General features: G+C 75.1%; 29 protein-coding genes. 11 read left to right on the top strand and 18 right to left on the bottom strand.

Annotated features, from left to right (window positions below):
- Window positions 1–254 precede the first annotated feature (254 nt).
- The 10 genes from fliG to OF117_RS08885 all read right to left on the bottom strand — a co-directional run bounded on the left by fliG (window position 255) and on the right by OF117_RS08885 (window position 9,142).
- Window positions 255–1,343, bottom strand: coding sequence for a flagellar motor switch protein FliG (fliG, locus tag OF117_RS08935; protein WP_263552479.1), 1,089 nt, complete (start codon window positions 1,341–1,343; stop codon window positions 255–257).
- 22 nt (window positions 1,344–1,365) lie between these two features.
- Window positions 1,366–2,964: a flagellar basal-body MS-ring/collar protein FliF gene (gene fliF / locus OF117_RS08930; RefSeq protein WP_263552478.1), complete on the bottom strand. Its 1,599-nt coding sequence runs from the start codon at window positions 2,962–2,964 to the stop codon at window positions 1,366–1,368.
- Window positions 2,964–3,287, bottom strand: a complete 324-nt coding sequence (fliE, locus tag OF117_RS08925; RefSeq protein ID WP_263552477.1) for a flagellar hook-basal body complex protein FliE — start codon at window positions 3,285–3,287, stop codon at window positions 2,964–2,966. Before fliE ends, fliF begins: the two co-directional genes overlap by 1 nt.
- Entirely contained in the window at window positions 3,287–3,694 is a 408-nt protein-coding gene (locus OF117_RS08920; protein WP_263552476.1) for a flagellar basal body rod protein FlgC, read from the bottom strand. The genes fliE and OF117_RS08920 overlap by 1 nt, the downstream gene beginning before the upstream one ends.
- Window positions 3,694–4,041, bottom strand: coding sequence for a flagellar basal body rod protein FlgB (locus OF117_RS08915; RefSeq protein ID WP_263552475.1), 348 nt, complete (start codon window positions 4,039–4,041; stop codon window positions 3,694–3,696). Before OF117_RS08915 ends, OF117_RS08920 begins: the two co-directional genes overlap by 1 nt.
- Before the next feature lie 454 nt (window positions 4,042–4,495).
- On the bottom strand, window positions 4,496–4,852 hold the full coding sequence (locus OF117_RS08910; protein WP_263552474.1) for a hypothetical protein: 357 nt from the start codon (window positions 4,850–4,852) through the stop codon (window positions 4,496–4,498).
- Window positions 4,849–5,235 (bottom strand): flagellar export chaperone FliS, encoded by a 387-nt coding sequence (gene fliS / locus OF117_RS08905; RefSeq protein WP_263552473.1) that lies wholly within the window; start codon window positions 5,233–5,235, stop codon window positions 4,849–4,851. The genes OF117_RS08910 and fliS overlap by 4 nt, the downstream gene beginning before the upstream one ends.
- A 56-nt stretch (window positions 5,236–5,291) precedes the next feature.
- Window positions 5,292–6,680, bottom strand: coding sequence for a flagellar filament capping protein FliD (gene fliD, locus OF117_RS08900; protein WP_263552707.1), 1,389 nt, complete (start codon window positions 6,678–6,680; stop codon window positions 5,292–5,294).
- A 126-nt stretch (window positions 6,681–6,806) separates the two neighbouring features.
- Window positions 6,807–7,985 carry a flagellin gene (locus OF117_RS22125; RefSeq protein ID WP_318014231.1) on the bottom strand — a complete coding sequence of 393 codons (1,179 nt, stop codon included), beginning with the start codon at window positions 7,983–7,985 and terminating at the stop codon, window positions 6,807–6,809.
- A gap of 149 nt (window positions 7,986–8,134) precedes the next feature.
- A complete protein-coding gene (locus OF117_RS08885) occupies window positions 8,135–9,142 on the bottom strand; it encodes a sigma-70 family RNA polymerase sigma factor (protein WP_263552472.1) in 1,008 nt (335 codons plus the stop codon).
- 182 nt (window positions 9,143–9,324) lie between these two features.
- On the opposite strand from OF117_RS08885, the gene OF117_RS08880 reads away from it, so the two are divergent.
- The 9 genes from OF117_RS08880 (at window position 9,325) to OF117_RS08840 (ending at window position 16,426) form a co-directional block, all read left to right on the top strand.
- Window positions 9,325–9,819, top strand: a complete 495-nt coding sequence (locus OF117_RS08880) for a flagellar protein FlgN (protein WP_263552471.1) — start codon at window positions 9,325–9,327, stop codon at window positions 9,817–9,819.
- 2 nt (window positions 9,820–9,821) lie between these two features.
- Window positions 9,822–11,234, top strand: a complete 1,413-nt coding sequence (gene flgK, locus OF117_RS08875; RefSeq protein WP_263552470.1) for a flagellar hook-associated protein FlgK — start codon at window positions 9,822–9,824, stop codon at window positions 11,232–11,234.
- Window positions 11,235–11,239: 5 nt separating this feature from the next.
- Window positions 11,240–12,121: a flagellar hook-associated protein FlgL gene (gene flgL / locus OF117_RS08870; protein ID WP_263552469.1), complete on the top strand. Its 882-nt coding sequence runs from the start codon at window positions 11,240–11,242 to the stop codon at window positions 12,119–12,121.
- A 64-nt stretch (window positions 12,122–12,185) separates the two neighbouring features.
- Window positions 12,186–12,626, top strand: a complete 441-nt coding sequence (fliW, locus tag OF117_RS08865; protein WP_263552468.1) for a flagellar assembly protein FliW — start codon at window positions 12,186–12,188, stop codon at window positions 12,624–12,626.
- A gap of 95 nt (window positions 12,627–12,721) precedes the next feature.
- Window positions 12,722–13,081, top strand: coding sequence for a carbon storage regulator CsrA (csrA, locus tag OF117_RS08860; protein ID WP_263552467.1), 360 nt, complete (start codon window positions 12,722–12,724; stop codon window positions 13,079–13,081).
- Window positions 13,082–13,281: 200 nt separating this feature from the next.
- A complete protein-coding gene (locus tag OF117_RS08855) occupies window positions 13,282–13,836 on the top strand; it encodes a hypothetical protein (RefSeq protein WP_263552466.1) in 555 nt (184 codons plus the stop codon).
- 250 nt (window positions 13,837–14,086) lie between these two features.
- Window positions 14,087–15,172: a flagellar biosynthesis protein FliA gene (locus OF117_RS08850; protein WP_263552465.1), complete on the top strand. Its 1,086-nt coding sequence runs from the start codon at window positions 14,087–14,089 to the stop codon at window positions 15,170–15,172.
- Between the two features lie 145 nt (window positions 15,173–15,317).
- The gene (locus OF117_RS08845; protein ID WP_263552464.1) at window positions 15,318–15,671 is read left to right on the top strand and encodes a hypothetical protein; all 354 of its coding nucleotides are present in this window, start codon (window positions 15,318–15,320) and stop codon (window positions 15,669–15,671) included.
- The gene (locus OF117_RS08840; RefSeq protein WP_263552463.1) at window positions 15,668–16,426 is read left to right on the top strand and encodes a hypothetical protein; all 759 of its coding nucleotides are present in this window, start codon (window positions 15,668–15,670) and stop codon (window positions 16,424–16,426) included. The genes OF117_RS08845 and OF117_RS08840 overlap by 4 nt, the downstream gene beginning before the upstream one ends.
- 22 nt (window positions 16,427–16,448) lie before the next feature.
- Here the strand turns inward: OF117_RS08840 and OF117_RS08835 are convergent, their stop codons facing one another.
- From OF117_RS08835 to OF117_RS08820, 4 genes are all read right to left on the bottom strand, one after another.
- Window positions 16,449–18,344, bottom strand: coding sequence for an NlpC/P60 family protein (locus tag OF117_RS08835; RefSeq protein ID WP_263552462.1), 1,896 nt, complete (start codon window positions 18,342–18,344; stop codon window positions 16,449–16,451).
- 241 nt (window positions 18,345–18,585) lie between these two features.
- A complete protein-coding gene (locus tag OF117_RS08830) occupies window positions 18,586–18,774 on the bottom strand; it encodes a hypothetical protein (RefSeq protein WP_263552461.1) in 189 nt (62 codons plus the stop codon).
- 125 nt (window positions 18,775–18,899) lie between these two features.
- A complete protein-coding gene (locus OF117_RS08825; protein WP_263552460.1) occupies window positions 18,900–20,189 on the bottom strand; it encodes a citrate synthase in 1,290 nt (429 codons plus the stop codon).
- 103 nt (window positions 20,190–20,292) lie between these two features.
- Window positions 20,293–21,708 carry a class II fumarate hydratase gene (locus tag OF117_RS08820; protein ID WP_263552459.1) on the bottom strand — a complete coding sequence of 472 codons (1,416 nt, stop codon included), beginning with the start codon at window positions 21,706–21,708 and terminating at the stop codon, window positions 20,293–20,295.
- A 197-nt stretch (window positions 21,709–21,905) separates the two neighbouring features.
- Here OF117_RS08820 and OF117_RS08815 point away from each other — a divergent pair, with 197 nt between their 5' ends.
- Window positions 21,906–22,601: a DUF1707 domain-containing protein gene (locus tag OF117_RS08815; RefSeq protein ID WP_263552458.1), complete on the top strand. Its 696-nt coding sequence runs from the start codon at window positions 21,906–21,908 to the stop codon at window positions 22,599–22,601.
- 28 nt (window positions 22,602–22,629) lie between these two features.
- On the opposite strand, the gene glpX is transcribed toward OF117_RS08815, so the two are convergent.
- Window positions 22,630–23,607 carry a class II fructose-bisphosphatase gene (gene glpX, locus OF117_RS08810; protein WP_411969439.1) on the bottom strand — a complete coding sequence of 326 codons (978 nt, stop codon included), beginning with the start codon at window positions 23,605–23,607 and terminating at the stop codon, window positions 22,630–22,632.
- 227 nt (window positions 23,608–23,834) lie between these two features.
- Here glpX and OF117_RS08805 point away from each other — a divergent pair, with 227 nt between their 5' ends.
- On the top strand, window positions 23,835–24,464 hold the full coding sequence (locus tag OF117_RS08805; protein WP_263552456.1) for a DUF4245 domain-containing protein: 630 nt from the start codon (window positions 23,835–23,837) through the stop codon (window positions 24,462–24,464).
- 11 nt (window positions 24,465–24,475) lie between these two features.
- Here OF117_RS08805 and OF117_RS08800 read toward each other — a convergent pair whose 3' ends face one another.
- The 3 genes from OF117_RS08800 to OF117_RS08790 form a co-directional block, all read right to left on the bottom strand.
- On the bottom strand, window positions 24,476–24,718 hold the full coding sequence (locus OF117_RS08800) for an exodeoxyribonuclease VII small subunit (RefSeq protein WP_263552455.1): 243 nt from the start codon (window positions 24,716–24,718) through the stop codon (window positions 24,476–24,478).
- A complete protein-coding gene (gene xseA / locus OF117_RS08795; RefSeq protein WP_263552454.1) occupies window positions 24,715–25,968 on the bottom strand; it encodes an exodeoxyribonuclease VII large subunit in 1,254 nt (417 codons plus the stop codon). Before xseA ends, OF117_RS08800 begins: the two co-directional genes overlap by 4 nt.
- 163 nt (window positions 25,969–26,131) lie before the next feature.
- On the bottom strand, window positions 26,132–26,502 hold a 371-nt coding region (locus OF117_RS08790; RefSeq protein WP_263552453.1), incomplete at its 5' end, for a hypothetical protein.

Raw genomic sequence — 26,502 nt, 5'->3', positions numbered from 1 at the left:
GAGCCGGAGCCACCGGAGCTGGGGCCACGGGAGCCGCGGCCACCGGCGCCGCCTGCCGGTAGGGCGTGGCGGCGACCGCCGCGGCCCCGCGCAGCAGCGCCCCGGTCCTGGGGCCTCCGCCCTCACGCGAAGTCCACCGGGCCGACTCCGCGCGCCGGTCCGCTCCTCGCTCGTTCCTCGCTTCGACGCGCCCGCCGGCCCCGTCCAGGGGCCCGCCCCGAGCTCGCGAGGGGTGGGGAGGACGGGGTCGTTCCTCAGGCCACGAACTCATCGTCGCCTCCGCGCGAGATGGTCAGCACGCCCTGCTCCTCGAGCGTGCGGATGGCCGCGACGACCTTGGCCTGGGCCTCCTCGACGGTGCGCGTGCGCACCGGGCCGAGCAGCTCGATCTCCTCGGCGAGGTTCTCGGCGGCCCGCTCGGAGAGGTTGCGGACCACCTTGTCCCGGACGTCCTGGCGCACACCCTTGAGCGCGGTCGCCAGGTCGTTGGACTCGACCTCGCGCAGCACCAGCTGCAGCGAGCGGTCGTCGATCGTGACGATGTCCTCGAACACGAACATCTGCGAGCGGACCTGCTCGGCCAGCTCGGGGTCGCTGTTGTCCAGCCACTCGAGGATCGAGCGCTCGGTGGGCCGCGGCGAGCGGTTGATGATCTCGACGAGCGTCTCGACACCGCCGACGGTGGTCATGTCCTGGTGGGCCAGGATCGAGCCCATCCGCCGACCGAGCTCCTCCTCGACCAGGCGCACCATCTCCGGCGAGGTGCGGTCCATCGTGGCGATCCGGTGGGCGACCTCGGCCTGCTGGTCGGGCGGGAAGCCGGAGAGCACCTCCGCCGACTGCGCGGCGGTGAGGTGGGCCAGCACCAGCGCGATGATCTGCGGGTGCTCGTCCTTGAGGAAGGTGACGAGCTGGCGGACGTCGGCGTTGCGCAGCGAGGCGAACGGCACCTCGGTGTAGACGACGTTGAGCCGCGACAGGATGTTCTCCGCCTTGTCCTCACCGAGGCCGGCGGCCAGGATCTCCCGGGCGAAGTCGACGCCGCCGCGGCCGATGAAGTGCTGGGCGGTCATCAGGCCGTGGAACTCGTTCATGACGCCGTCGACGTCCTCGGGCTCCACCGAGCCCAGGCGCATCAGCTCGCGGGTCAGCGACTCGACCTCGCGCGGCCGCAGCTTGGCCAGCAGCAGGCCGGCCTCCTCCTTCGACATCTGGGCGAGGAAGACGGCCGCCTTGCGCAGCCCGGGCAGCTCCGGCCGCGCCGGCTTGGCCTGCGCCGTCGTGGCGGGCACCCCGCCGGGCGGCGTCAGCCCGACCAGCTGCTCGACGCTGGCGATGCTCACGGCTGTTCCCTCCGCACGGCGGTCACGACTTGTTCTCGCTCAACCAGCCGCGCAGCATCGCGGCCACCTCGTCGGGCCGGTCGGCGACCATGGCGGAGATCTCGCCGCGCACCCGCTGCCGCTCGGCGGCCTCCAGCTCGCGCTGCTGCGCGTCGACGGAGGAGACCTCCTCGCGGCTGCTGGACACCCGCAGCCGGTCGAGCTCGGCGAGCATGTCGTCGGTCAGCTCGAGCGGCTCGTACTCCTCCTCGACCTCGCCGCGCCGGCGCGAGCGGAGCCACACCAGCAGCACGACCAGCGCGATGCCGGCGGCGATGCCGCCCTGGCGGATCATCGACCACATGGCCGCGCTCGCCTCGGCCTCGCGGGCGGCCTCCATGTCGGCCGCGGCCTGGTCGGCGGCGGTGGTGTCGAACGGCATGGCGGCCACGGTGATGTCGTCGCCGCGGGCCTCGTCGAGGCCGACGGCGTTGCCGACGAGGTCGCGCACCTGCCCCTGGTTGAGCGCGCCGGCGGCGGTGGCGTCCATGACCACCGAGACGGTCAGCCGGTTGAGCCCGCCGGGCGCGCCCTGCACGGTCTCCACCGTCTTGCCGACGGCGTTGTTCGCGGTCGTCGACTCCTTGTCGTAGGTCGACTCGCCGCCGCCCCCGGCGTTGCCCACCGCGTCGGCGGTGTTCTCCGGGCCGAGGACGCCGCCGACGACGGCGCCGTCGCCGGCGTAGCTCTCGGTCGTGGTGCTCTCCGAGATCGGCGGGGTGCCGCCGTCGTAGTTGTAGGTCTCCGACGTCGTCTCCCGCTCGTCGAGGTCGACGTCGGCGCGCACGGAGACGACGGCCCGGCCCGGGCCGACCAGCCGGTCGAGGATCTGCTGGGCGTTCTCCCGCAGCCGCGTCTCGTAGTCGCGTTCGACCTGCGACCGGGCGTCGCCGGCCGCGGCGGTGACCCCCGATCCGGCCGCCGACAGCACCTGGCCGGTGGCGTCGGCGACGGTGACCTGGTCGGGGTCCATGTCCTGGATGCTCGAGGAGACCAGGTTGGTGACCGCCTGGATCTGCTCGCCGGAGAGCTCCGTCCCCGCCGTCAGGTCGAGCAGCACCGACGCCGTCGGCTCGGTCTGGTCGGTGGCGAAGACCTCGTCCTTCGGCAGCGCCACGTGCACGACCGCCGACCGGACGCCGGCCAGCGACTCCAGCGTCTTGGACAGTTCGCCCTCCAGCGCCCGCTGGTAGGACACCTGCTGCTGGAACTCGCTGGTGGTGATGCCCTGCTCGTCGAGCAGCGCGTACCCGGTGTCGGAGCCGGCGGGCAGGCCCTTGCCGCTCATCGACAGCCGCAGGTCGTAGACCTGGTCCTTGGCGACCATGATCGTCTGGCCGCCGTCGGCGAGCTCGTAGGCGACCCCGGCCGCGTTGAGCTCGTCGACGATGGCCGCGGCGTCGGCGGAGGCCAGGTTGGAGAACAGCGGTGCCTGGGTGGGCGCGGTGACCCAGCGGAAGAAGGCGAACCCGCCGACGAGCAGCCCGACGAGCAGGAGGCCGATGACGACCTTCTGCCCCAGGCTGACCGCGGAGAAGGTCGAGCGGGCGCGCTCGACCGTCCCGGCGAGTACGGACTTCATCAGACGGGCATCCTCATGATCTCGTTGAAGGCCTCGACGGCCTTGTTCTTCACGGTCACGACCATCTCGGTCGCCAGCGACGCCTCGGCGCTGGCGATCATGTAGTCGTGCACGTCACGCAGGTCGCCGGTCGCGGCCTGGACGGCGAGGCCGTCGGCGGTCCGCTGGGCGCCCTGCAGGCGGTCGAAGGTGGCGGCGAGCACGGCCGCGAAGCCGTCGCCGCCCTCCGCCGCGGTCGCGACCGGCACCGGCCCGGACGCTCCGGTGGCCGCGCCCAGCGCGCCCACGCCGACCGGCACGATGCCGCCGAGGGGGCTGGTCATCAGCGCTTCCCGAGCTGCAGGGCCGCCTGGTAGGCGTTGGTCGCCCGCTCCACCACGGCGAGGTTCGCCTGGTAGCCGCGTTGCGCCGCCAGGAGCTGCACCATCTGGTCGCCCATGTCGATGTCGGGGTAGCGGACGTACCCCTCCGCGTTGGCCAGCGGGTGGTCGGGCTCGTACACGATCCGGCCCTCGGGATCGCCGCCGAACTCCGCCCGCGCGGCGCGGACGCCGCCCTCGCCGGAGCCGTAGTCGACGGCCTGCGCCACGATGAGCCGCTCGCGGAAGGGCTCCGCGTCGAAGCCCTTGACCGTGTTGATGTTGGCCATGTTGTCCGAGACGGCGTCCAGCCACTTGCGGTGTACGAGCAGGCCGGAGCCGCTGATGCCCAGCGTGTCGAAGACGGCCATCAGGCGGTCCGGAGCGCCGTGCGCATGACGTCGTACTTGCCGTCGAGCGCGTTGAGGGCCAGCTGGTAGCGCAGGCCGGTCTCGGTGGCGATGACCGTCTCGGCGTCCAGGTTGACGTTGTTGCCGTCTGTGCGCGTCGGCTCCAGCGACCGGGTGACGGTGCCGCCGGAGCGGGTCGGGGCCTCCCCGCCGGCCAGCGCACCGCGCAGCGAGGACTCGAAGTCGGTGCGGCCGGCGAGGAACCCCGGCGTCTGCAGGTTGGCGATGTTGTCGGCGGTGACGCGCTGTCGCTGCGAGAGGCCGGTCAGGGCCGCGTGCAGCGTCGTCGAGGTGACGTCGCCGATCATCGGACCGGCCGGCGGGCAGGCAAGGGCACGATCGTCCTCCAGGTACGCGGAAGGCACTCGCGAGCGAGTGCGGGGTCCGCCGATCCGTGGCGAGGTGGTGCTCTCCGTGCTCCTGTCTCATCGGCAGAAAGGGCGTCGTGCCTTACCCCCACCACCCGAACGGGCGGGGGAGGAGTTGCCGCCCGGGGCGCCGGCGACCCGTGTGGCGAGCGGTGACCTGGCCGTGCCCCGCGCCGGGTGCGTCAGCTGAGTTGGCACATCTCGTGCCGGAGTGGCCGTTCCCGCGGCTCGGCGCCGCAGTTGTGGCCGACAGGGCGGGACAGGCCGCGACGCCGTCCGTCGGTCCCGCCGGGCCCCGGACGCGCGTCGTCCCCCGTGCCGGAGATGGCCATGTCCGGGACGGGGGACGACGGTCGAGCGGGGGGCGGCGGGTGCTGCGGGGCGCCGCGCCGGGTCAGAGGGCGCGGTCGATGTAGGAGGCGGGCCGTTCGGGGCCGTAGGACATCCGGGCGGCGAGGTCGCGCTGCTTCTGGGAGCGCAGGATCCGCTCGGCCAGGGCCTCGGCGACGGCGAGCTGGTGCTGCAGCAGCCGGGCGGCGCGCTCGCGCAGGTCGTCGGGCAGCGGCCCGAGCGCCGAGGGCGGCACCCAGTCGGAGGTGCGCCGGCCCCAGGCGGCGATCTCCTCGGCGCGGCCCTGCGCCATGGTCTCCTCGGCGGCGAGCACCTCGCCCTCGAGGTCGGTGAGCACGGTCTGCCAGTCGACGCGGGACCCCGCGCCCGGCGTGCGCCTCGCGGACCGGTCGGCGGTCACGACGGACTGCCGGCCAGCGAGGCGGCGGCCTGCCGCCACGCGTCGCGGAGGGGCTCGACCACCTGGCGGCAGGCCGAGATGCGGTTGGGATCGAGCTTCACGTTGGCCTGCACCAGCTCGCCGATCAGCCAGTTGTAGAGCGCCGCCAGCCGCGGGCCGCCCTCCCACGCGTCGACGTCGAGGCTGGCCAGCAGCTCCAGGACGATCGCCTGCGCGTGCTGCAGCTGCTCCGACGCCTCCGCCCGCTCCCCGCCGCGCACCGCGGTCTGCGCCCGCTCCAGGTCCAGGGCCAACCGGTCGTACAGCATCACCAGCACCTGCTGCGGCGAGGAGGTGGCGACGGCGTCACCGAGGTAGCGGGCGCGGAGGGAGGCGGCACTCATCGAGGGGTTCTCCTGGGGAAGGGGTGCGGCGGTGCGGTTCAGGAGGGGGCAGCCGGTCAGCTGATCCTGGGCAGCGAGCTGATCTGCCCGGCCAGCCAGGTCGACTGGTTCTGCAGCGAGCTCAGCGCCGTCTCCATGGCGGTGAACTGCCGGGTGAGCATCTCCTTGCGGGCGGCGAGCCGGAGGTCCCAGGCGTCGATCCGGTCCTGGAGGTCCTCGGCGACGGAGTCCTTGCCGGCGGCGAGCTTGACCAGCGAGCCGGTGGTGCTGTCGGAGGCGGTCCTGGCCACCGAGAGCAGCCGTTCGGCGATGCCGGTGACGGCGGGGACGGCCGTGCCGTCGGGCGCCGTGGTCGCTGCGGCGCCGCCGATCATGCGCTGCGCGAGCTCGGGCGTGGCCTCCAGCGCGGCGGTGAACTTCGCCTTGTCGAAGGAGATCTTCCCGTCCCTGGTCAGTTGGAGGCCGACCTGGGCGGGCGAGCCGTCGGAGCCGACGGCGTAGGACACGGCGTCGAGCAGCCGGCCGGCGAGCTGGGTGACGGGGAAGTCGCCCTTGAGGGCCGCCGTGCTGCCTTTGGCGTTGGAGGTGTAGGTCTTCACGGTGTTGAGCGCGGAGTTGACCGCGTCGACGAGGGTCTGCACCTTGCCGGCGACGCCGGCGCTGTCGCTGCCGACCGTCACGGTGACCGAGGTGGTGGGGTCGACCTTCGACACGGTGACCGACACACCGGCGATGAGGTCGGCGAAGGTGTTGCTGGACGAGGTGGTCCGCAGGTTGTCGCCGAGGTCGATCTCGGCGTCCACCGCGTCGGCGAGGGTGCGCATCGCGGCGCCGGCGGTGCCGGCGGTCTCGTTCGCGGCGCGGACGGTGAAGCCGTTCTCCGTGCCGGTCTCCTCGCTGGTGAACTGCAGCCGGTAGCTGCCGTCGATCTTGACCACGGAGGCGCGGACGCCGAGGTCGTCGGTGTCGTTGATCGCCGCGGCGGCCTGCGCCAGCGTCATCCCCGGCTTGATCTCGACCGTGCCCTTGGAGGTGACGCCGTCGGCGGCGAGGATCTCGATCGTGCCGGCGAGCTCGGGGTTGTCGTGGGCGAGGTCGGTCGCCGCGCCCCAGCCGACGTGGGTGACGGAGACCTGGGCCTTGGCCAGCGACCGGACGGAGAAGGTGATGGTGCTGCCGTTCACCGCGCTGGCGGCGGCGCTGGCGGTGACGTCCTTGGAGCTGGGCGTCGCGGTGCGCGCGGACGCGAGCGACGAGGCGGTGAGCGCCTCGGCCGCGGCGCGGACGGCGGCGAAGGTGGTGTTGACGGTCCGGTAGGCGGAGGCGGCGGTCTCGGCCGTGGCCAGCCGCTTCTTCAGCGCGGTCTGCGGGGCGGCCTCGGCCTGCACGAGCTGGCTGACCAGGGTGGTGGTGTCGAGCCCGGAGACCAGGCCGCCGACGCTCATCGTCACGGTGCGCTACCTCCGGGTCGTTCGGTCACGGACGGAATGGGGGTGGGAGCGAGCGAGGGGGGAGGCCCGAGGGCCTCCCCCCTCACCCGGGGTGCTACGCGTCGGGCTGGACCGCCGGGATCAGCGGAGCAGCGACAGGACGCCCTGCGAGGCCTGGTTGGCCTGCGCGAGCATCGCGGTGCCGGCCTGCGACAGGATCTGGTTCCGGGTGAACTGGACCATCTCCTGCGCCATGTCGGCGTCGCGGATGCGGCTCTCCGACGCGGTCAGGTTCTCGACCGCGACGTTGAGGTTGTTGATGGTGTGGTCGAACCGGTTCTGGTAGGCACCGAGTTCGGCCCGCAGCGTCGAGACGTTGCCGATCGCCGTGTCCAGAGCGCCGATCGCCGCGGTGGCGCCGGCGGCGCCGGAGGCCACGGCGAAGCTGTCGGCCGCGCCGCCGCCCAGGCCGGCGATCGTCAGGTCGCCGACGACGGTCGCGATGCCATCGGTCTTGGAGGGACCGGTGATGGTCACGTCGCCGTAGTCGCCGAACTTGACGCTCAGGCCGCTGCCGCCGAAGGCCTCGTCAGCGGCCCGCTGCAGCAGCTGCTGGTTGGCCTTGGCGGCTGCAGCGGTGCCCGCGTTGTCCCAGTCCGCCGTCAGCGTGGCGGTGTCCAGCGTCCGGGCCGACCCACCGTTGTAGGTGAGGACGATGTCCGCCGCCGGCTCGGTTGCCGCCGCGTAGTCGATCTCGCCGGCGTCGAACGTCCAGGTCGCCGAGCTCGTCACGTCGATGTTGTCGACGTTCAGGTCCGCGGCGCTGACGCCCTGGCTGACGGTGATGCCGATCTTCTCGCTGGCGTTGGCGCCGACCTGGAAGTCGCCCGAGAAGTCGCCGTCGAGCAGCTTCTTCCCGTTGAACTTGGTGGTGTCGGCGATCCGGGTCAGCTCCTCCTTGAGCTGGCTCAGCTCGGACTGGATGTTGCCGCGGGCCGAGTCGTTCAGACCGCCGTCGTTGGCGGCCTGCACCGACAGGTCGCGCATGCGCTGGAGGATCGAGTGCGTCTCGGTGAGCGCACCCTCAGCGGTCTGCACGACCGAGATGCCGTCCTGGGCGTTGCGGACGGCGACCTTCAGGCCACCGATCTGCGAGCGCAGGCCCTCCGAGATGGCGAGCCCGGCCGCGTCGTCGGCGGCGCGGTTGATGCGCAGGCCGGAGGAGAGCTTCTCCAGCGACTTGCTCATCTGGCCGTCGGTGACCGACAGGTTGCGGTACGCGTTGATTGCCGCGATGTTGTTGTTGACGCGCAGACCCATTGTTTCCTCCTTGGACTGGGGTCTTCCTTGTTGATCCCGCTGCATCCGTGCTGCGGGCCGTGCACATGCAAATACGGCGAGTAGTCACCGGGTCTTGAGGCGAACCGCGAACTTTTCGCCGCTTCGCCCGGTCGGGCGAAGGGAACCGCTCAGGCCGGCCGCGAGGCCGGCCCGCGGCCCGGCGTGATCCAGCCCGATCGCGCGGGCGGCCGGACGCCGGCGTAGGCGCCGGGGGAGGGAGCGGTCGGCCGGCGGGCGGGTGCCGCCGTCCGGCCGGCGACCCGGTCGACGTAGGCCTTCTGCTGGTTGCGCGCGCGCACCCCGCCGTCGGCCGGCACCGCCTTGCCCACCCACACCTCGCTCATCGCGGCGTGCAGCAGGGTCAGCGCCCGGGCGCGCATCTGCGAGACCCGCGACAGCGTCACCCCGAGGTCCTCGGCGATGTCGGTCAGCGACTCCCCGCCGAAGAAGTTGCGCTCGACGACCTCGTCGAGCCGGTCGGGCAGCTTCCGGATCGCGTCGTGCAGGTAGCGGGCGCGCTCGCCGCGCAGCACCGCCCGCTCCGGTGTCTCCCCGCCGTCGGGCAGGTCGAGCGAGCCGCCGTCCGGACCGGTCTCGGCGTCGATGCTGACCATGACCGCCCGGTGCACGTCGACCTGCAGGGCGTCGAGCTCACCGCGGTCCATGCCGAGGCTCTCGGCCAGCTCCTCACGCGTCGGCGGGCGGCCCAGCCTCATCGCCAGGGCGTCGGCCGCCGCGTCGGTCCGGCGTGCCGCCGCGCGCACCGACCGGCTCGCCCAGTCGCCGGAGCGCAGCTCGTCGAGCACCGCGCCCTGCAGCCGGGCGAGGGCGTAGGTGGCGAAGGAGGCGCCCGCGTCGGGGTCGAAGCGGCGCGCCACCTCGACCAGCGCCACGTGCGCGCAGGAGACCAGGTCGTCGCGGCTCACGTGCGCGGGCAGCGCGATCCGCGACGCCACGGCGTTGACCGCGAACGCGGCCAGCGGCAGGTGCTCGGTCACCAGCGCGTCGACCTCCCGCTGGGAGCGGGTGCCGGCGGCGGCCGGCCGGCCGGAGGGAGTCCGGTCACGGGCCGGGCGCTCGCGGCCGGTCGCGGGCCGGGCGGGGGGCTCGGTCCCCAGGTGGCGGGCTGCTGTCACGCCGTCCTTCTCGGCTGACCGCGGGCCGAACCGCACCCCCGGACGGCGGGTGTCCCCCGATCGTGCGCAGGCCGCCCGGTTTCGGCTTGAGTGCCGCTCGGCCGGTGCCGATGGCAGCTGCGAGACACCGGGAGCGCGGCCCACGGCCGGACCGGGCAGGCCCCGAGGACGACGGAGAGGCGGTGGGGGACGTGGACTACCAGCACCTGTCGACGTTGCTGTGGCGGGAGCAGGAGCTGCTCGACCTGCTGCTGTTCAAGGCCGAGGAGAAGCAGTACCTGATCCTGACCGGCAAGACCCGCTGGCTGCCGCGCATCGCCCACGAGATCGAGGTCGTCCTCGACCAGCTGCGCACCCTCGAGGTCGAGCGGGCCGCGGCCACCGAGGCGATCGCCGGCCGCCTCGGCCTGGGGCACAACCCGTCGCTGCGCCAGCTCGCCGAGGCCGCGCCCGCGCCGTGGAACGACCTGTACGCCAAGCACCACGAGGCGCTGCTCGTCCTGGTGACCGGTCTGCGCGGCCTCTCCGAGACCAACCGCGACCTGATCGAGGGCGGCCTGGCCGCCATCGGCGACGCCCTCAACTCGGTGCGCGCCCCGTCGGCGGGCACCTACGGGGCCACCGGCCGCACCGACGACCGCGCCCACCGCGCCGTCACCCTGGACGGGGCCCTGTAGTCGTGGGCAGCACCTTCTCCGGCCTCAACGCGGCCACCACCGCGCTGTGGGCGCAGCGCCGCGGGCTCGACGTCACCGGGCAGAACATCGCCAACGTCAACACCGAGGGCTACTCCCGCCAGCGCGCCGACCTCCAGGCCATGGGCGGCAGCCCCGTGCCGGCGTTCTACTCGGTCAGCGACGGCATCGGCGCCGGGGTCCGGGCCGACCAGGTCGTCCGCATCCGCGACGCCTTCCTCGAGGGCCGCGGGCACACCGAGCACGCCAACAGCGCCCGGCTCACCGCCGAGGCGGAGGCGTACGAGCTGGTCGAGCAGGCCTTCCGCGAGCCGGGGGACACCGGCATCCAGAGCCTGCTGTCGGAGATGTGGGCCGGCTTCAGCGACCTGGCGAACACCCCGCAGGAGCTCGGCGCCCGCGAGCAGGTGCTGGAGCGGCTGGAGACCCTGGCCGGCGGCCTCCGGTTCAGCGCGTCGTCCCTCGGCGCCCAGTGGGACCAGGCGCACGAGAACCTGCAGGTGCTCGTCGACGACGTCAACGCCGCGGCGAGGTCGGTGGCCGAGCTCAACCAGGCCATCCAGCGGGCCACCCAGAGCGGCCGGCCGTCCAACGACCTGGCCGACAAGCGAGACGTGCTGGTGATGAAGCTCGCCGAGCAGGTCGGGGCCACCGTGCGGCCGGGGGAGGACGGCGTCCTCGACGTCCTGGTCGGCGGCATCACCCTGGTCGCCGGCAGCACCGCGACGGCCCTCGCCGTCGCCGGCCCGACGAGTCCCGACGCGATCACCGCGTCGGACAAGCCGCGGGTGGTCACGGCTGCCGGCGGTCACGCCGTCCGCACGGGGGGGACGGCGGAGGGCCGGCTGACCGCGCTGACCACGATCCTCCCGGGCTACCGCACGCAGCTCGACGACCTGGCCGCCGGCCTGGCCGCGACGCTGAACGGCGCGCACGACGACGGCTTCGACCTCGACGGCCTGGTGGGCGGCGCACTGCTCGGCTCGACGTCCGGCCCGGTCACCGCGTCGTCCATCACCGTCCTGGTCACCGACCCGCGGAAGCTCGCCGCGTCGGGCGTCGCCCCGACGGCGGGCGTGCCGGCGCTGGACAACGGCAACGCCGACGCGATCGCCCAGCTGCGGCTGGCCGCCGGCAGCGCCGACGAGACCTACCGCTCCATGATCGTGCAGCTGGGGGTCCAGGCGTCGGTGGCGACCCGCGACCTGGGCATCCAGTCGGTGATCACCACCCAGGTCGACGCGGCCCGCGAGTCGGTCGCCGGCGTGAACCTCGACGAGGAGATGACCAACATGCTCGCCTTCCAGCACGCCTACGCGGCGGCGGGCCGCCTGGTCACCGCCATCGACGAGACCCTCGACGTGCTGATCAACCGCACCGGGATCGTGGGGCGCTGAGGTAGATGCGGATCACCCAGCGCGCCGTCGCGCTCACCAGCCTGCAGGGCCTCAACCGCAACCTCGACGCCGTCGGCCGCCTGCAGGAGCAGCTCTCCTCCGGCCGGCTCGTCAGCGCGCCGTCGGACTCGCCGACCGCCGCCAACCGCGCGATGCAGACGCGGTCGGACCAGGCCGCCGTCGCGCAGTTCGACCGCAACATCACCGACGCGTCGAGCTGGCTCGAGCGGACCGACACCGTCCTCCAGACCATGCTCGACACCACGCGTCGCGTCCGCGACCTCACCGTGCAGGGCCTGAACACCGGCGCCACCTCCGCGGCCAGCCAGGAGGCCCTCGCCACCGAGGTCGCCTCGCTGCGGGAGGGGCTCGTCGCGCTGGCCAACACGCGTCTGCAGGGGCGCCCGATCTTCGGCGGCATCACCTCCGGCGACCGGGCCTACACCGACGCGGGCACCTGGACCGGCGAGGCGGGCGGGGACGTGCTCCGGCGGATCTCCGACGACGAGGTGCTCGCGGTCGACGTCGACGGCCTGACGGCGTTCGGCTCGGCGCCGGCCGACCTCTTCACCGTGGTCGGCGACATCGTCGCCGACCTGACCGGCGACCCGGCCGGGCTCGAGGCCGACCTCGCCGCCCTGGACGAGGTGATGAAGGGCATGTCGTCGGCCCTTGCCGACGTCGGCGCCCGCGCCTCCCGCCTGGAGCGGGCCGCGCAGGTCAACAGCGACCGCGCGCTCACCCTCGGCTCGCAGCTCGCCGAGGTCGAGAACATCGACCTGCCGGAGACGGTCATGCGGCTGCAGATGCAGCAGGTGGGCTACGAGGCCGCGCTCGCCGCCACCGCCAAGGCGCTGCAGCCCACCCTGCTCGACTTCCTCCGCTGATGCCCCGCCCTCGCGCTGCGCGACCCGCCCGCTCCCGCTCCACCCGGCCCTGGAGGCTGCCCGCATGACGCCGTCCCCGGCCGCGACCCTGCCCGCACCCCCGCGGGTGCGCGAGCCGCTGCCGCTGCAGCCGGTGACCCTCGCCGATCCGGTCCCTGGCTTCCCGGGGCACCGGGACTACGTGCTCGTGCCGGCCGACACCGGCGGGCTGCTGTACTGGCTGCAGTCGGTGGCGGCCGAAGGACCGCGCTTCCTGGTCGTCCCGCCGGCGCCGTACGTGCCGGGGTACGCCCCGGCGCTGCCGGCCGCCGTGTGCGCCGAGCTGGGGCTGGCCGACCGGGCCGACGCCCGGCTGCTGTGCCTGGTCACGGTGCCGGACGGCGACGTGCGGTCGGCCACCGCCAACCTGCGCGCGCCGCTGGTGCTCAACCCGGCGACGGGGCGGGCGCGGCAGGTGGTGCTGGCCGACAGCAGCCATGCGATCCGGCACCCGCTCCGCCGATAACGTCGGAGGGTCCCCGCGCGACGCGGACACCCTCGATCCCGCCCGCCCGACGGGCACCGCCACGGACGGCCACCCACACCCACGGAGGGGTACACGTGCTCACACTCACCCGCAGCGTCGGCGAGACGATCCGCATCGGTGACGACATCGAGGTCCACGTCGTCGAGGTGCGCGGCGGCACCGTCCGGCTCGGCTTCAAGGCGCCCCGCGAGGTCGCCATCCACCGCGAGGAGGTCTACCGCCAGATCGCCGAGGCCAACCTGCTCGCCGCCCAGGTGACCGCCGACAGCCTCGGCGCGCTGGCCGCCTTCGCCCCCGCCGCGGCCGCCGCTCCTGCCGTGCAGGCCGACGCCGGGGGCGGCGGCGCGGTGACCGGGGACGACGCGGCGCTCGGTGCCGGTGGCGGGACCGGGCAGCCGGCCGAGGGCACCGCGCCGGAGCGGCCTCGGAACTGACAGGTCCCCATCGTCGGCGCCGGGCGATCTGGCAGAAGTCGCCCGCGCGTCCGCGTCCTGGGTCTCCACCTCCGCCGACACGGGCAAGACCTGCCGAAGCTCATCGGTGACAACTGCGTAGGCGACGGCGAGTCTTGTGGCTCGCCAGCGCCGGTCGTACGGCAGATTTCCCCCCAAGCACGTCACAGGGGGCGATCACCATGCAACGCAACGCACACACCGCACGGGCGGCAGCCGAGCGGGGCGGCGAGACCGGGTCCGTGGTCGTGCACGTCCAGCTGCGGCCGCGCCGCGGGTCGACCCGCCGGTGCCTGGCCGCGCTCGCGGCGCTGGCCGCCGGGCACGATGGCGTCGGCGTCACGGTCACCGGCCTGAGCAAGGACGACCGCGTCGTCCGCGTCACCGTCGGCGTCGACCTGGGGCCGCGGGCCGGCGTCGCCAAGTTCTCGCCGCAGGCGCAGGCGGCCTACGCCTTCGTCAGCGAGCTGTTCACGACGCTGTACGACTTCATGCCGGTGTACACGGCCGAGCCCGGTGCCGCCGAGCGTGCCGCCGCCGCGACGCTGATCGAGCGCGCGGCCGGGGGGTCGAGCGCCCTGGACGCGCTCGACGCGGTCCCGACCACGCCGGTGGTCGCGGCGTCCCCGGTCCCGGCGTCGACGGTCCCGTCGTCCGCGGTCGCGGCGTCGGCGGTTCCGGCGTCCCGGGTGCCGCTGCCGCGGGCCGCCGGCCCCGGCGAGCGCATCCCCGCCTGAGAGGTCGGCTCCCGCCGTCCGGTCCGCGAGGGCCGGGCGGCGGTGCCGTCCCGTCCCGTGGCCGCCCGTCGGCCCCGCCCGTGCGGCGCCCTCGGCCGAGGGCGCCCCCCGGGGCCGCCCCGCCCGGGGGCGCCGGCCCCGCCGGTGGGGCGCCCTCGGCGGTGGGCGCCGCACGGGGACGCCCCTCCCGGTGGCTCCGGCCGCCGGCTCGTCCGGCCTTCCTCTTCCCCGTAGTGCCCCAGGAGTCCCGGTGTCCGACAGCGCTCCCGTCCTGACGTCCCCCGCCGGCCGCCCGCCGCTGGTCTTCGGTGGCATCCCCGAGGCCGACGGGTGGCGGCTGGCGCCCATCACGCCCCGCGACCGGGTGCACTTCCGCGTCGACCGGGAGCTCTCCCTGGTCCGCTTCCGGGAGGACCTGCCGCTCGGCGTGACGGTGACCTACGACGCCGGCGAGGGCCTGTACCGGGTCGACGGCTCGCCCGGCTCGGCAGCGGTGCTGGCCGACTGGGTGCGGGCGTGGTGCACCCGGCACGGGATCGGCACGGTGGGCCTGCGGGCCGAGACCGGCGTCCGGCGGCGCGCGCCGCGCGACCTGCCCCCGGCCTTCCTCGACGACCTGTGCCGGCACTACGGCCCGGTCAGCCTCAAGCGGCTGCAGCGGAACATGAGCACGATCCGGCTGCACCTGCCCGACCCCGACGACCTGGGGCAGCAGGTGTACGAGTGGATCCTCAAGGCGGTCGCCCAGTACGACGAGGGCAAGGGCGTGCCGTTCGGCGCGTTCCTGGCCACCCAGCTGTCCAAGTGGGTGCACGACCTGGGCCGCAACGCGCACGGCCGCACCGCCGCCGACACCGAGCACAAGCAGCAGAAGGCGATCGCCGCCTTCACCGCCGAGCACCAGCGCCGTCCCTCGGAGAAGGAACTGGCCGCGTTCATGGGGCAGAGCGTGGAGACGCTGCGCCGCAACTCGCAGACGGTCGCGACGCTCAACGGGCTGCGCAACCTGCAGTCGCTCGACGGCGGACCGGACGCCGCCGAGATCCTGCTGCCCGACGCGTCGGAGGCGCCCGACGAGATCATGGGCGAGGCGGAGCAGACGCTGCTCTCGCACGCCCTGACCGCGGCGTGCGCGCCCGATCCGACCGCCCGGCGCGACCAGCGGGCCGGCCAGCCCAACGTCCTCGGCTGGGCCACCTGGTACCTGACCACGTGGGGCGGCTCGACCAAGACGCAGCTGTCGGCCGACCTGTCGACGTCGGTGCGCAACATGAACGTGCACGCCGACCGCGTGCAGCGGGCGCTGCGCGACCGGCTGGCCGAGCTGGTCGACTGACCACGCCGCCGCGGTCACGGGTGGGTAACACGGCCCGCACGGGTCGAGCCGCGGCCCGGCCTGCCGATATCCAGAGCGTGACCCGCTCCCCCCGCTCCCGCCGCCCGGCCGGGGTGGGGACCGGCAGCACCTCCGGGGTGGTCCGGTGACGGCCGCCCTCCCGGACGGCGCCGCGCAGCCGGCCGCCCTGGTCCCGCACTGGCTGGCGGCCGCCGAGCGCGCCGAGCTGGCCGCGGGCGTCCGGACGGCGCTGGGCGCCGCCGACGTGCACCCGGTCACGGCCGTCCACCTGGCAGACGTGCTCACCGAGCTGCACGTGGCGGCGGCCCGCGACCTCGTCTGGCCGGCCTCCGCGGCCCGCGTCCGGCTCGCCGCCGGCTGGGCCGACGACGTGCTCCCCGTCCGGCTCAGCGCGGCCGAGCTGGCCAGCGTGCTCGCCCTGCCGGCGCTGCCCGGTCGGTTGCGCGCCCGGCTCGACGGCCGCGCGGGCGCGCGATGAGCGGCGCCTCCCCCGGCCGCTCGGGGATCGCCCTGCTGCTGCGCCGACCGCAACCGGTCGACGTGGCCGACCTGCGGGCGGTCGCCGCGGCGGTGCTGCCCGCGCTGTCCGGCCCGCGGTTGCGTTCCCGGCTGGTGGAGCGGCGGGGCGCCGGCTCGCTGGTCGAGCTGCGCGAGGACGAGCGGTCGGTGCGCGTGCACCTCGACGAGCTCGCCGACGACATGACCCGCGCCGGCGTCCCGCCGACCGAGGAGGGCATCGCCGGCGCCCTGCGCTCGTGGGTGGCCGCCCGGCCGGCGACCGACGCCGCCGCGGCGACCACCGGGATCGCCGTCCTCGACTGGACCGGTCCGGCTCGGACCGCGGTGGGCTGGCGAGTCGTCGTCCGGCGGGGCGCGGCCGTGGTGCCGTGGACGCCGTCGCCGGCTGCCCGGGCCGCCGTGCAGCGCACGCGGTCGGCGGCGCTCGACCGCGCCGCCGCGCTGCCGCTCGACCTGCGGATCGAGGGGCCGGTCGCGCTGTGGTCGCACCGGGCGGCGCCGCTGCTCGCCGGCGCGGTGCTCGCCGATCCCGGGCGGGCCCGTGGCCGGCTCGCCGCCGCAGGCCTGCCGCTGGCCGACATCCACGCGGTCGTGACCCCGCACCGGCCGGTGGCCTGCGCGGAGCCGGCCGTCGCCGCCCGGTTGGCCGGGCAGACCGTCGAGGACTGCGTCACGCTGCCGTGGCGGCGGCTCAGCACGCTGCCCTGGAGCTGACGGACCGTCGCAGCGGGTCGGGTCAGGAGATCGCGCCGAACTCCCAGTGCCACGGCTCGGGCTTCTCGCCGCGCGGCCCCGCCCAGTCCGGCTGCACCCAGCCGAAGCGGCCCGCATTGGCGGCCATCCACTGCCACTGCGGGCTGCCGCCGCGGTGCACGCCGCCGCACAGGTCGACGGCCAGCGCCCATCCGTGGTTCGACGTCCCCGGGACCGCGGCCAGCGCGGGCTTGCGCGCGAACGCGCTGACCTGCGCGGCGTAGGACCGGTAGGAGTCGGTGAGGCACAGCGGGCCGCCGAAGGCCGCCTCGTACGCCTGCGACATCGCCGCGAAGGCGGCCGCGGCGTCGCAGCGCAGCGCGTGGCTGCCCACCCCGAGCCGGCACAGCGCCTCCGCCGGGATCCGGCCGTTGGCCCAGCCGCCCCACGCCGGGTCCACCGTCGCCCGGCCGTCGGTCGAGGGCGGGGGCAGCGGCGCGCCGCAGGCGCCGACGGAGGCGTCCGGCGGCAGGGGCGCGTTGGGCTGCGCCGGCGCCGGCAGCGTGACCCGGACGGCGACGGCGTCGGCGGGCAGGCTCCGGACGCCGACCTGGTAGGTCGCCCCCGAGGCGCCGAGCACCTCGCCGGCGCCCAGGTACAGCGCGGCGTCCTGCCCGCCGGAGAGGACGACGACGTCGCCCACCTGCAGGTCGGCGACCGGCACCGGTGCGCCATCGGCCCACTGCTCGGCCGGCGAGGCCGGCAGCGCGTGACCGGCCAGCAGCCAGGCGGCGGCGGTGAAGCCACCGCAGTCGAAGGTGTCGGGGCCCGCGGTGCCCGGCACGAACGGCCGGCCCAGCCAGGCCAGCGCGCCGCTCACCGCGGTCGCGGTCTCCGCCGGCACCACGGTGACCGGCGAGCTGCCGATCACGGCCCACGCGACTCCCGGCACCGGCTGCCCGGCCGCGTCGAGAGCGGGGGAGAGGCCGGCGGGCAGCCGCGCCGGGTCGGCCAGGTCGGCGGCCCTGGGCAGCTCGATGCCCGCTGCGGCCAGCCCGGCGAGGTAGCCCTGCCAGCGGGCGACGGCCTGCTGGTTGCGCTCCTGCTGCGCCCCGGCGGCGGGCACCGTGCCCAACCCGGCCAGGCGGCCGGACACCTCGGCGTCCAGCCCGCCGGCCTCGAGCCGGGCGGCGGCGAGCACGTCGGCGGCCTCGCGCTCGGCGACGGCCACCGCCTGCTCGGCGCGGTCCACCCGACCGGTCGCCTCGGCCAGCGCGACGCCGGCCCGCTCGGCGCGGACCAGCGCACCCTCGAGCGCCCGGTCGGCGCGGTCGGCCACCGCCTGCTGGAACAACACCCCGGCCGTGCCGGCCGGGTCGTGGACGTCGAGCGCGAGCACCGGCAGCCGCCCCTCCGGCGCGCTGCGGTAGAGCGTGGCGGCGGTGGCCCCGAGGACCTGTCGCTCGGCCGCCGCCTGGTGGCGTGCGGCCTCGGCCGCGTCGCGGGCCGACCGCAGCTCCGCGCGGCGGGCCTGCACCTCGTGCTCCAGCCGCCGGTAGGCGTCGGCGTGCTGCAGCAGCGTGCCCTGCGCGGCGAGGGCGAGCGCGGTCGGGTCGAGCGGGCCCGCGCCCTGCTGCGGCGCGGACGGGCCGGGGAGGGCGAGGGCGGCCACGGCGGGCAGCAGCAGCGCGCCGGCGCCGACGACCTTGAGGCGGGTGGCCCAGCGCAGCCCGGTGCGGGCCGGGCCGGTGCGGCGGGCGGGGTGGCGGGCGGTGCGCGGCCGGCCGGCCGGGGTGCGGGCGGGGGCGCGCCGCGGAGCAGCACCGGCGGCGCGGGTCGCCGGCCCGGGGCGGTCGGCGGTCCCTCCGGCACGGGCGGCGGCGTCCTGGCGGGCGGCGAGCGCCTCGCGCAGGGCCTGCGCCTCCCGGGCGCTGAGCACCGGCCGCACCTGCGGACCGCGGCGGCCGGTAGCGGGCCGGCCGGTGGCCGTCCGAGGACGCGCGGTCGTGCGAGGTGCGGGCACGGCGGCGTCCCCCGGCGGTCTCGTCGTCGTCCGGCGGCCTGTTCGGCCGGACCTGTCGACGAGGCATCGACGCGCCCGCGACGGTGCTGGACGGGATGCGGGGAGGACTCACCCCATGGGGTGGGTCAGGGGTGAGGTGCGGGTGCCTCCGATGGGGTCAGGGCGCCCACCAGGCGCCGTGCCGGTGGACCAGGGGGATGCGCAGCTCCCCGCCGTCCTCGGTGCTGACGACGAACTCGACCTTGCTGATCAGCACCGGCTCGCCGTCGCCCTCGGGCTCGAGCAGCCGGCCGGTGGCCAGCGGGATGGGCGGCAGGACCAGCACGTCCTCGTCGGGCTCGGCCATGGACGGTCCTCCTGGTGTACGGGCGCACCCACCGTAGGACCCGGGGCCGGGGTGCAGCACGGGCCGGGGACCCGCCCTGTCGGGGCGGGCCGCCCGGCCCGGGGTGCGGAGGGGACGCCGCGGCGTCAGCGGTTCCCGATCGGCACGAACTCCCGCTCGGTCGGACCGGTGTACAGCTGCCGCGGACGGCCGATCTTGGTGCTCGGGTCGGCGATCATCTCGCGCCACTGGGCGATCCACCCGGGCAGCCGGCCCAGCGCGAAGAGCACCGTGAACATCCGCGTCGGGAAGCCCATCGCCCGGTAGATCAGCCCGGTGTAGAAGTCGACGTTCGGGTAGAGCTTGCGCTCGACGAAGTAGTCGTCCTTGAGCGCGATCTCCTCGAGCTGCTGGGCGAGGTCGAGCAGCTGGTTGTTGCCGCCCAGCTTGTTCAGGATCGTGTCGGCGGTCTTCTTGATGATCGCCGCGCGCGGGTCGTAGTTCTTGTAGACCCGGTGCCCGAAGCCCATGAGCTTGACGCCGGGCTCGCGCTTCTTGACCCGCTCGACGAAGGCGGGGATGTCGCCGCCCTCGCGCTGGATGCTCTCGAGCATCTCCAGCACCGACTGGTTGGCGCCGCCGTGCAGCGGCCCGAACAGGGCGTTGATGCCGGCCGACACCGACGCGAACAGGTTGGCGTGCGAGGAGCCGACCAGCCGCACGGTCGACGTCGAGCAGTTCTGCTCGTGGTCGGCGTGCAGGATGAACAGCATGTCCAGGGCCTGCACGAAGTCCGGGTCGACCTCGTAGGGCTCGGCCGGGAAGCCGAAGGTCATCCGCAGGAAGTTCTCGACCAGCCCGCAGGAGTTGTCCGGGTACAGCTGCGGCTGGCCGACCGACTTCTTGAACGCGTAGGCGGCGATCGTCGGCAGCTTGGCCAGCAGCCGGATCGTCGAGATCTCGACCTGCTCCTCGTCGAACGGGTCCAGCGAGTCCTGGTAGAAGGTCGAGAGCGCGCTGACCGCCGACGAGAGCACCGGCATCGGGTGCGCGTCGCGCGGGAAGCCCTGGAAGAACTGCTTGAGGTCCTCGTGCAGCAGCGTGTGCCGGCGCAGCTTGCTGTCGAAGTCGGCCAGCTGGTCGGCCGTGGGCAGCTCGCCGTAGATCAGCAGGTAGCAGACCTCGATGAAGTTCGACTTCTCGGCCAGCTGGTCGATGGGGTAGCCGCGGTAGCGCAGGATGCCCGCGTCGCCGTCGATGTAGGTGATGGCCGAGGTGCACGAGGCCGTGTTGACGAACCCGATGTCGAGCGCGACGTTGCCGGTCGTGGCCAGCAACTTGCTCGTGTCGAGGCCGTCGGCCCCCTCCGTCGCCGGGACGACGGGCAGGGGCAGTTCTCCACCGGGGTAGCGCAGGGCTACGTCTGTCTCGCTCATCAGGCAGGACGCTACTGCCCCCGGGGCCCGACTGTCCCGGGGGGTCCCCGTTGGAGTGCGAGGGGCGTCACGTCCGGGCCCCGGCACTCCGCCGCCGGACGGGTCAGGGACGGGTCATCGAGAGGACGTCGAGGGCGTCGTCCAGCTGCTGCTCGGTCAGCTTGCCCTGCTCGACGTAGCCGCGCTCGACCACCACCTGGCGGATCGTCTTGCGCTCGGCCAGCGACTGCTTGGCGACCTTGGCCGCCTCCTCGTAGCCGATGTACTTGTTCAGCGGCGTGACGATCGACGGCGAGGACTCGGCCAGCTCCCGGCAGCGCTCGACGTTGGCGGTGATGCCGTCGACGCAGCGGTCGGCCAGCAGCCGGCTGACGTTGGCCAGCAGCCGGATCGACTCCAGCACGTTGCGCGCCATCAGCGGCAGGGTCACGTTCAGCTCGAAGCTGCCCGTGGTGCCGGCGAAGGCGACCGCCGCGTCGTTGCCGATCACCTGGGCGGCCACCTGGACGGTGGCCTCGGGGATCACCGGGTTGACCTTGCCGGGCATGATCGAGCTCCCCGGCTGCAGGTCGGGCAGGTAGATCTCGCCGAGGCCGGTGCGCGGCCCCGAGCCCATCCAGCGCAGGTCGTTGGCGATCTTCACCAGGCCGACGGCGATGGTGCGCAACTGGCCGGAGGCCTCGACCAGCCCGTCGCGGGAGCTCTGCGCCTCGAAGTGGTCGCGGGCCTCGGTCAGCGGGAGGTCCAGGTCGCGGGCCAGCTTCTCGATGATCGCGGCGGCGAACCCGGGCGGGGTGTTGATGCCGGTGCCCACCGCGGTGCCGCCCAGCGGCAGCTCGCCGATCCGCGGAAGCGAGGCCTCCAGCCGCTCGACGCCGTAGCGGACGGCGGCGGCGTACCCGCCGAACTCCTGGCCGAGGGTCACCGGCGTCGCGTCCATCAGGTGCGTGCGGCCGCTCTTCACCACCTCGGCGAACTCCTCGGCCTTGCGGGTCAGCGAGGCCTCCAGGTGCCGCAGCGCCGGGACGAGGTCGCGCACGATCGCGCGGGTGGCGGCGACGTGGATCGCCGAGGGGAAGACGTCGTTGGACGACTGCGAGGCGTTGACGTGGTCGTTGGGGTGCACCGGCGAGCCGAGCGCCTCGGTGGCCAGCGTGGCCAGCACCTCGTTGGTGTTCATGTTGCTCGACGTGCCGGAGCCGGTCTGGAAGACGTCGATGGGGAAGTGGTCGTCCCACTCTCCGCGGGCCACGCTCGCCGCGGCGTCGACGACCGCCTTCGCGACGTCGCCGTCGAGCACGCCGAGGTCGGCGTTCACCGTGGCCGCCGCCCCCTTGATCGCGGCCAGGGCGGCGACCAGCTCCCGCTCGATGGGCGTGCCGGAGATGGGGAAGTTCTCGACGGCGCGCTGCGTCTGCGCCCGCCACTTGGCCCACGCGGGCACGCGGACCTCGCCCATCGAGTCGTGCTCGACGCGGAACTCCCCGTCCTTGCCGGTGCCGTCCTGCTGAGGGGCCACGCTGCGCTCCCGTGTCGTCTCGGTGGTGACTCTGCTCCGGGTGGACCCTAGTTTCCCGGGCCGCTGCCGCGGCCGCGGCTCCGGACCCGGGGCTCGGGGCTCGGGGGCTCGGGGGCCCGGGGGCCTGGGACTGCTGGCAAGCTCCGGGCAACGGGGAGCCGCCCCTCGCGGAGGCGGCGGAGCGGGAGAGGGGACCGATGACGACCGACGAGCCGCAGCCGCCCGCCGTCCGGGCCTCCGACGCCGAGCGGAACGCGGTGATCGCCCGGCTGCAGGACGCCGTCGGGGAGGGACGGCTGGACCTCGACGACTTCGCGCAGCGGGCCGACGCCGCCTACGCGGCGGTCACCACCGCCGAGCTGGAGGCGCTGGTCGCCGACCTGCCCACGACGCCGGTGGAGATCGTCGGCACGCGGACGCCGGAGGAGGTCACCAGCGTCTTCGGCGACATCAAGCTGGCCGCCTCCGCCGCGCCGACGCGGCTGCGCACCGTCTTCGGCGACGTCCGGCTGGACCTGCGCAACCTGCGCACCGACGCGGATCGTGTGGAGATCACCATCTCCGCGACGTTCGGCAACGTCGACGTGGTCGTCAGCGAGGGCGTCGACGCCGAGCTGATCGGCAGCACGGCGCTGGGCAACCGCGTCGTCGACCTGGCGCCGGTGCCGCGGCTGGCCGGCACGCCGCGGATCGTCGTCCGGGCCCGGACGGTCTTCGGGGACCTCCGGCTGCGCAGCCTGCCGCCGGGGGAGTCGGCCAGCCGGTGGCGGGCACTGCTCGACCGGCTCTCCGGCCGCAGCCCGTCGTCCCCGCCCCCGCCGTCGTCCCCGCCGCCGCTGCCCCCGAGCCCGCCGTCCCCGCCGCCGCCCCCGGCGCCGCCGCCGCGACCCTGATCCCGGTGGCCAGGGTCGTCGGTGGGCGTCAGGCCTGGTCGGGGGCGCCGTCGAAGGGCACCGCCGAGTAGGCGCGCAGCTTCTCCAGCGAGTGCAGGCTGTCGATGAGCCGGATCGTGCCCGACCGCGAGCGCATGACCAGCGACTGCGTCGTGCAGCCGCCCGACCGGTACTGGACGCCGCGCAGCAGCTCGCCGTCGGTGATGCCGGTGGCGACGAAGAAGCTGTCGCCGCGCACGAGGTCGTCGATGCCGAGCACCCGGTCGAGGTCGTGGCCGGCGTCGATGGCCTTCTGCCGCTCCTCGTCGTGGCGGGGCCACAGCCGGCCCTGCAGGGTGCCGCCCATGCACTTGAGCGCGCAGGCCGCGATGATGCCCTCCGGCGTCCCGCCGATGCCCATCAGCAGGTCGACGCCGGTGCCCTCGCGGGCGGCGGCGATCGCGCCGGCGACGTCGCCGTCGGTGATGAACTTGATCCGGGCGCCGGCCTCGCGGACCTCCTTGACCAGCTGCTCGTGCCGGGGGCGGTCGAGGATGCAGACCGTGACGTCGCCCGGGGAGCTGTGCTTGGCCTTGGCCACCCGGCGGATGTTCTCGCCGACCGGCGCGGTGATGTCGACGACGTCGGCGGCGGCCGGTCCAGTGGCGATCTTCTCCATGTAGAACACCGCTGACGGGTCGTACATCGCGCCCCGGTCGGCGACCGCCATCACCGCGATGGCGTTGGGCATGCCCTTGGCCATGAGCGTGGTGCCGTCGACGGGGTCGACGGCGACGTCGCACTCGGGGCCCTGCCCGTCGCCGACCTCCTCGCCGTTGAAGAGCATCGGCGCCTCGTCCTTCTCGCCCTCGCCGATGACGACGACGCCCTTCATGCGCACCGTGCCGATGAGCGCCCGCATCGCGTCGACCGCGGCGCCGTCGCCGCCGTTCTTGTCGCCCCGGCCCACCCACCGGCCGGCGGCCATGGCCCCGGCCTCGGTGACCCGGACCAGCTCGAGCGCCAGGTTGCGGTCGGGCCTGGGCCGGTCGGGCCGGAAGGCCTGGGATCCGCGGGTGTGCTGGGCAGCGCCTTCGGGGACGGGAAGCGTCGTCACGGAACCTCCAGGGTCGATCACCGCGGTGCTCGCACGGGGACCGGCGACCGGCGCTCCCCGGGATCGCCGGGGCGGGCAGGAGGCCGCACGGGGCGCTGGGCGGCGGTTCGGGTCGGCTGTGCTGCGATCCTAGGGGCATGACCGGTTCCGGCCCGCCGAGCGCGTCCCCGCCCCGTCCGCCGGAGGACACGCGTCCCCCGGACGGGGCGTCCGCGCCGTCGCCGGCCGCGGTGCGGGCCGCGAAGCTCAGCGCGGGCAACATGCTGCGCTCGCTGCTCCCGCTGGTGCTGATCTGCCTCGCCATCGTCGGCTGGGTGACGTTCAAGCAGGGACCGACCGATCCGGTCACCGAGGTCGACCCGACCGCCAGCGTGCGGGCCGCCGCCGAGCAGGCCGGCTACCCGCTCGTCGCGCCGTCCGGGCTGCCCGACGGCTACCGGCCGACCAGCGCCCGCACCGACGCGGGACAGGCCGCCGCCGGCGACCCGGTGACGCTGGAGATCGGCTATCTCACGCCCTCGGAGGAGTTCGCCGGTTTCGTGATCGGCGACGACCGCCGGGCCCGGCCGCTGGCGACCGTCCTGGACGACGCCCGGCGGGAGGGCACCGTCGAACTCGGCGGGGAGACGTGGACCCGGCTGACCAGCGCCCGGGGCGAGACCGTGTACGCCCGGCCGGTCGGCGACGCGACCGCGCTGGTCACCGGCTCGGCCGGCGACCAGGAGCTGGTCACCGTCGTCGAGTCGCTGGAGCCGTACGGGGGCTGAGCCCGGCGGGTCTACGCCGGGCGGCCGTCCCCGTCGCCGCCGTCGGCGCCGCCGCCGTCGGCCGCGGCCAGCCGCTGCCGTGCCGCGTCGAGCCAGTGCTGGCAGACGTCGGCCAGCTCCTCGCCGCGCTCCCACAGGCTCAGCGACTCCTCCAGGGTCAGCCCGCCGGCCTCGAGGCGGCGGACCACGTCGGCCAGCTCCTCGCGCGCCTGCTCGTAGGTCTGGGTGGGCCGGATCGGCTCGCCGGTGGTCACGGGGCGTCCTCCTCCCGGTCGGGGTGGTCACTGGCGTGGGCGCTCCGGTCGACGCGGACGGGCAGCCGGCCACCGGCGACGCGCACCGACAGGCGCTCGCGGTCGGCGACCTCGGCGGGGTCGCGGACCAGCGACCCGTCGGCCCGCTGCACGACGGCGTAGCCGCGCTCCAGCGTCGCCGCGGGGGAGAGCGCGGCGACCCGGGCGCGGGCGTGCTCGAGGTCGCGCTCGGCGCTCTCGACCCGGTGGACGACGGTGCGCCGCGCCCGCGAGCGCAGGCCGAGCACGTCCTCCTCCCGGCCGTGCAGCAGCCGCTCGGGCGCGGCGAGCACCGGCCGGGTGCGCACCGACTCCAGCCAGCGCTGCTGCTGCTCCAGCCGCCCGGTGAGGACGGCGCGGGCGCGGGCGCGCAGCGTGTCGACCATCCGGCGCTGCTCGCCGATCTCGGGCACCACCCGGTGGGCGGCGTCGGTCGGGGTGGCGGCCCGGACGTCGGCCACGTGGTCGACCAGCGTGGTGTCGGTCTCGTGCCCGACCGCGGAGACCACCGGCGTCCGGCAGGCGGCCACGGCGCGCACCAGCCCCTCGTCGGAGAAGGGCAGCAGGTCTTCCACCGAGCCGCCGCCGCGGGCGATGACGATCACCTCGACGTCGGGGTCGGCGTCGAGCCGCCGCAGCCCCTCGATGACCGAGGCCGCGGCGTTCACCCCCTGCACCGCGCAGTGGTGGACGGCGAAGCGGACCGCCGGCCAGCGTCGCCGCGCGGTCACCAGGACGTCGCGCTCGGCGGCGCTCTCCCGCCCGGTGACGACCCCGACGACGGACGGCGCGAAGGGCAGCGGCCGCTTCCGGGCGGCGTCGAACAGGCCCTCGGCGGCCAGCAGCCGGCGGATGCGTTCGATGCGGGCGAGCAGCTCGCCGAGGCCGACGGCGCGGATCTCGGTGGCCCGCAGCGAGAACGACCCCCGGGCGATGTAGTAGTCGGGCCGGGCGCGGACGACCACCCGCGCGCCCTCGGTGAGCTCCAGCCCGGGCCGGTCGGCGACCTCGCGCGCGCAGGTCACCGGCACCGACAGGTCGGCGGCGGGATCGCGCAGGGTGAGGAACACCGTGGCCGCGCCGCCGCGCCGGGACAGCTGCGCGACCTGCCCCTCCACCCACACCTCGCCGAGCCGGCCGATCCACTCGGCGACCTTGCGGGCCACCGTGCGGACCGGCCACGGTGCCTCCGGCGTCGAGGGCGCCGTCATGCGCCGAGCCGGTCCGCCGTCATGCCCCCAGCCTGCCGGAGGGCTCCGACGCTCCCGCCGGGAGGGCGGCCGCGCGAGTGCTCGGTCCGGCGTCGCGGGTGTGGCAGCGCCCGCCGGGGGTGGACGTGTCCGCGTCCGTCGCGGGCCACGCCGGGTCTGCGGGTCAGGCGGTGCCGTCGAGCCGCTCCAGGCGGTTGCGCAGCATGCGCACGTAGGGCTCCCGCGCCCGGGTGGACTCCTCGTAGGCGAGCAGGCCCTCCACGGTCCCGCGGTCGTAGCCGCGGAGCCGGCCGCGCAACTGGGCGATCGACCAGCCGTCGTAGCCGTCGACCGGCGCGGTGCCGGCCGCCTGCGAGCCGGCGAGCTCGCTGCCACCCTCCGGGTCGTCGGTGGGCGCGGCGGATTCCCCACCCACGGCGTCGACGTCGGCGCCCTCGCGGATGGCGGCGTCCTCCTCGCGGGCCTCGCCCTCGGGCGCCGCAGCGCCACCGCCCTCGGGCGCCGCAGCGCCACCGCCCTCGGGCGCCGCAGCGC

Origin of the sequence: Geodermatophilus sp. YIM 151500, from assembly GCF_025716945.1 — a bacterium.
Classification (GTDB): Bacteria; Actinomycetota; Actinomycetes; order Mycobacteriales; family Geodermatophilaceae; genus YIM-151500.
Note: the sequence above shows the minus strand (reverse complement) of the source record. Positions and strands in the feature narration are given on the sequence as shown.

What these genes read in the sequence shown, in the direction of transcription:
- fliF (WP_263552478.1), bottom strand. Translation starts at nt 2,964, where the DNA reads ATGAAGTCCGTACTCGCCGGGACGGTCGAGCGCGCCCGCTCGACCTTC.
- fliE (WP_263552477.1), bottom strand. Translation starts at nt 3,287, where the DNA reads ATGACCAGCCCCCTCGGCGGCATCGTGCCGGTCGGCGTGGGCGCGCTG.
- OF117_RS08920 (WP_263552476.1), bottom strand. Translation starts at nt 3,694, where the DNA reads ATGGCCGTCTTCGACACGCTGGGCATCAGCGGCTCCGGCCTGCTCGTA.
- OF117_RS08915 (WP_263552475.1), bottom strand. Translation starts at nt 4,041, where the DNA reads ATGATCGGCGACGTCACCTCGACGACGCTGCACGCGGCCCTGACCGGC.
- fliS (WP_263552473.1), bottom strand. Translation starts at nt 5,235, where the DNA reads ATGAGTGCCGCCTCCCTCCGCGCCCGCTACCTCGGTGACGCCGTCGCC.
- fliD (WP_263552707.1), bottom strand. Translation starts at nt 6,680, where the DNA reads ATGAGCGTCGGCGGCCTGGTCTCCGGGCTCGACACCACCACCCTGGTC.
- OF117_RS22125 (WP_318014231.1), bottom strand. Translation starts at nt 7,985, where the DNA reads ATGGGTCTGCGCGTCAACAACAACATCGCGGCAATCAACGCGTACCGC.
- flgL (WP_263552469.1), top strand. Translation starts at nt 11,240, where the DNA reads ATGCGGATCACCCAGCGCGCCGTCGCGCTCACCAGCCTGCAGGGCCTC.
- fliW (WP_263552468.1), top strand. Translation starts at nt 12,186, where the DNA reads ATGACGCCGTCCCCGGCCGCGACCCTGCCCGCACCCCCGCGGGTGCGC.
- OF117_RS08855 (WP_263552466.1), top strand. Translation starts at nt 13,282, where the DNA reads ATGCAACGCAACGCACACACCGCACGGGCGGCAGCCGAGCGGGGCGGC.
- OF117_RS08840 (WP_263552463.1), top strand. Translation starts at nt 15,668, where the DNA reads ATGAGCGGCGCCTCCCCCGGCCGCTCGGGGATCGCCCTGCTGCTGCGC.
- OF117_RS08830 (WP_263552461.1), bottom strand. Translation starts at nt 18,774, where the DNA reads ATGGCCGAGCCCGACGAGGACGTGCTGGTCCTGCCGCCCATCCCGCTG.
- OF117_RS08825 (WP_263552460.1), bottom strand. Translation starts at nt 20,189, where the DNA reads ATGAGCGAGACAGACGTAGCCCTGCGCTACCCCGGTGGAGAACTGCCC.
- OF117_RS08815 (WP_263552458.1), top strand. Translation starts at nt 21,906, where the DNA reads ATGACGACCGACGAGCCGCAGCCGCCCGCCGTCCGGGCCTCCGACGCC.
- OF117_RS08805 (WP_263552456.1), top strand. Translation starts at nt 23,835, where the DNA reads ATGACCGGTTCCGGCCCGCCGAGCGCGTCCCCGCCCCGTCCGCCGGAG.
- xseA (WP_263552454.1), bottom strand. Translation starts at nt 25,968, where the DNA reads ATGACGGCGCCCTCGACGCCGGAGGCACCGTGGCCGGTCCGCACGGTG.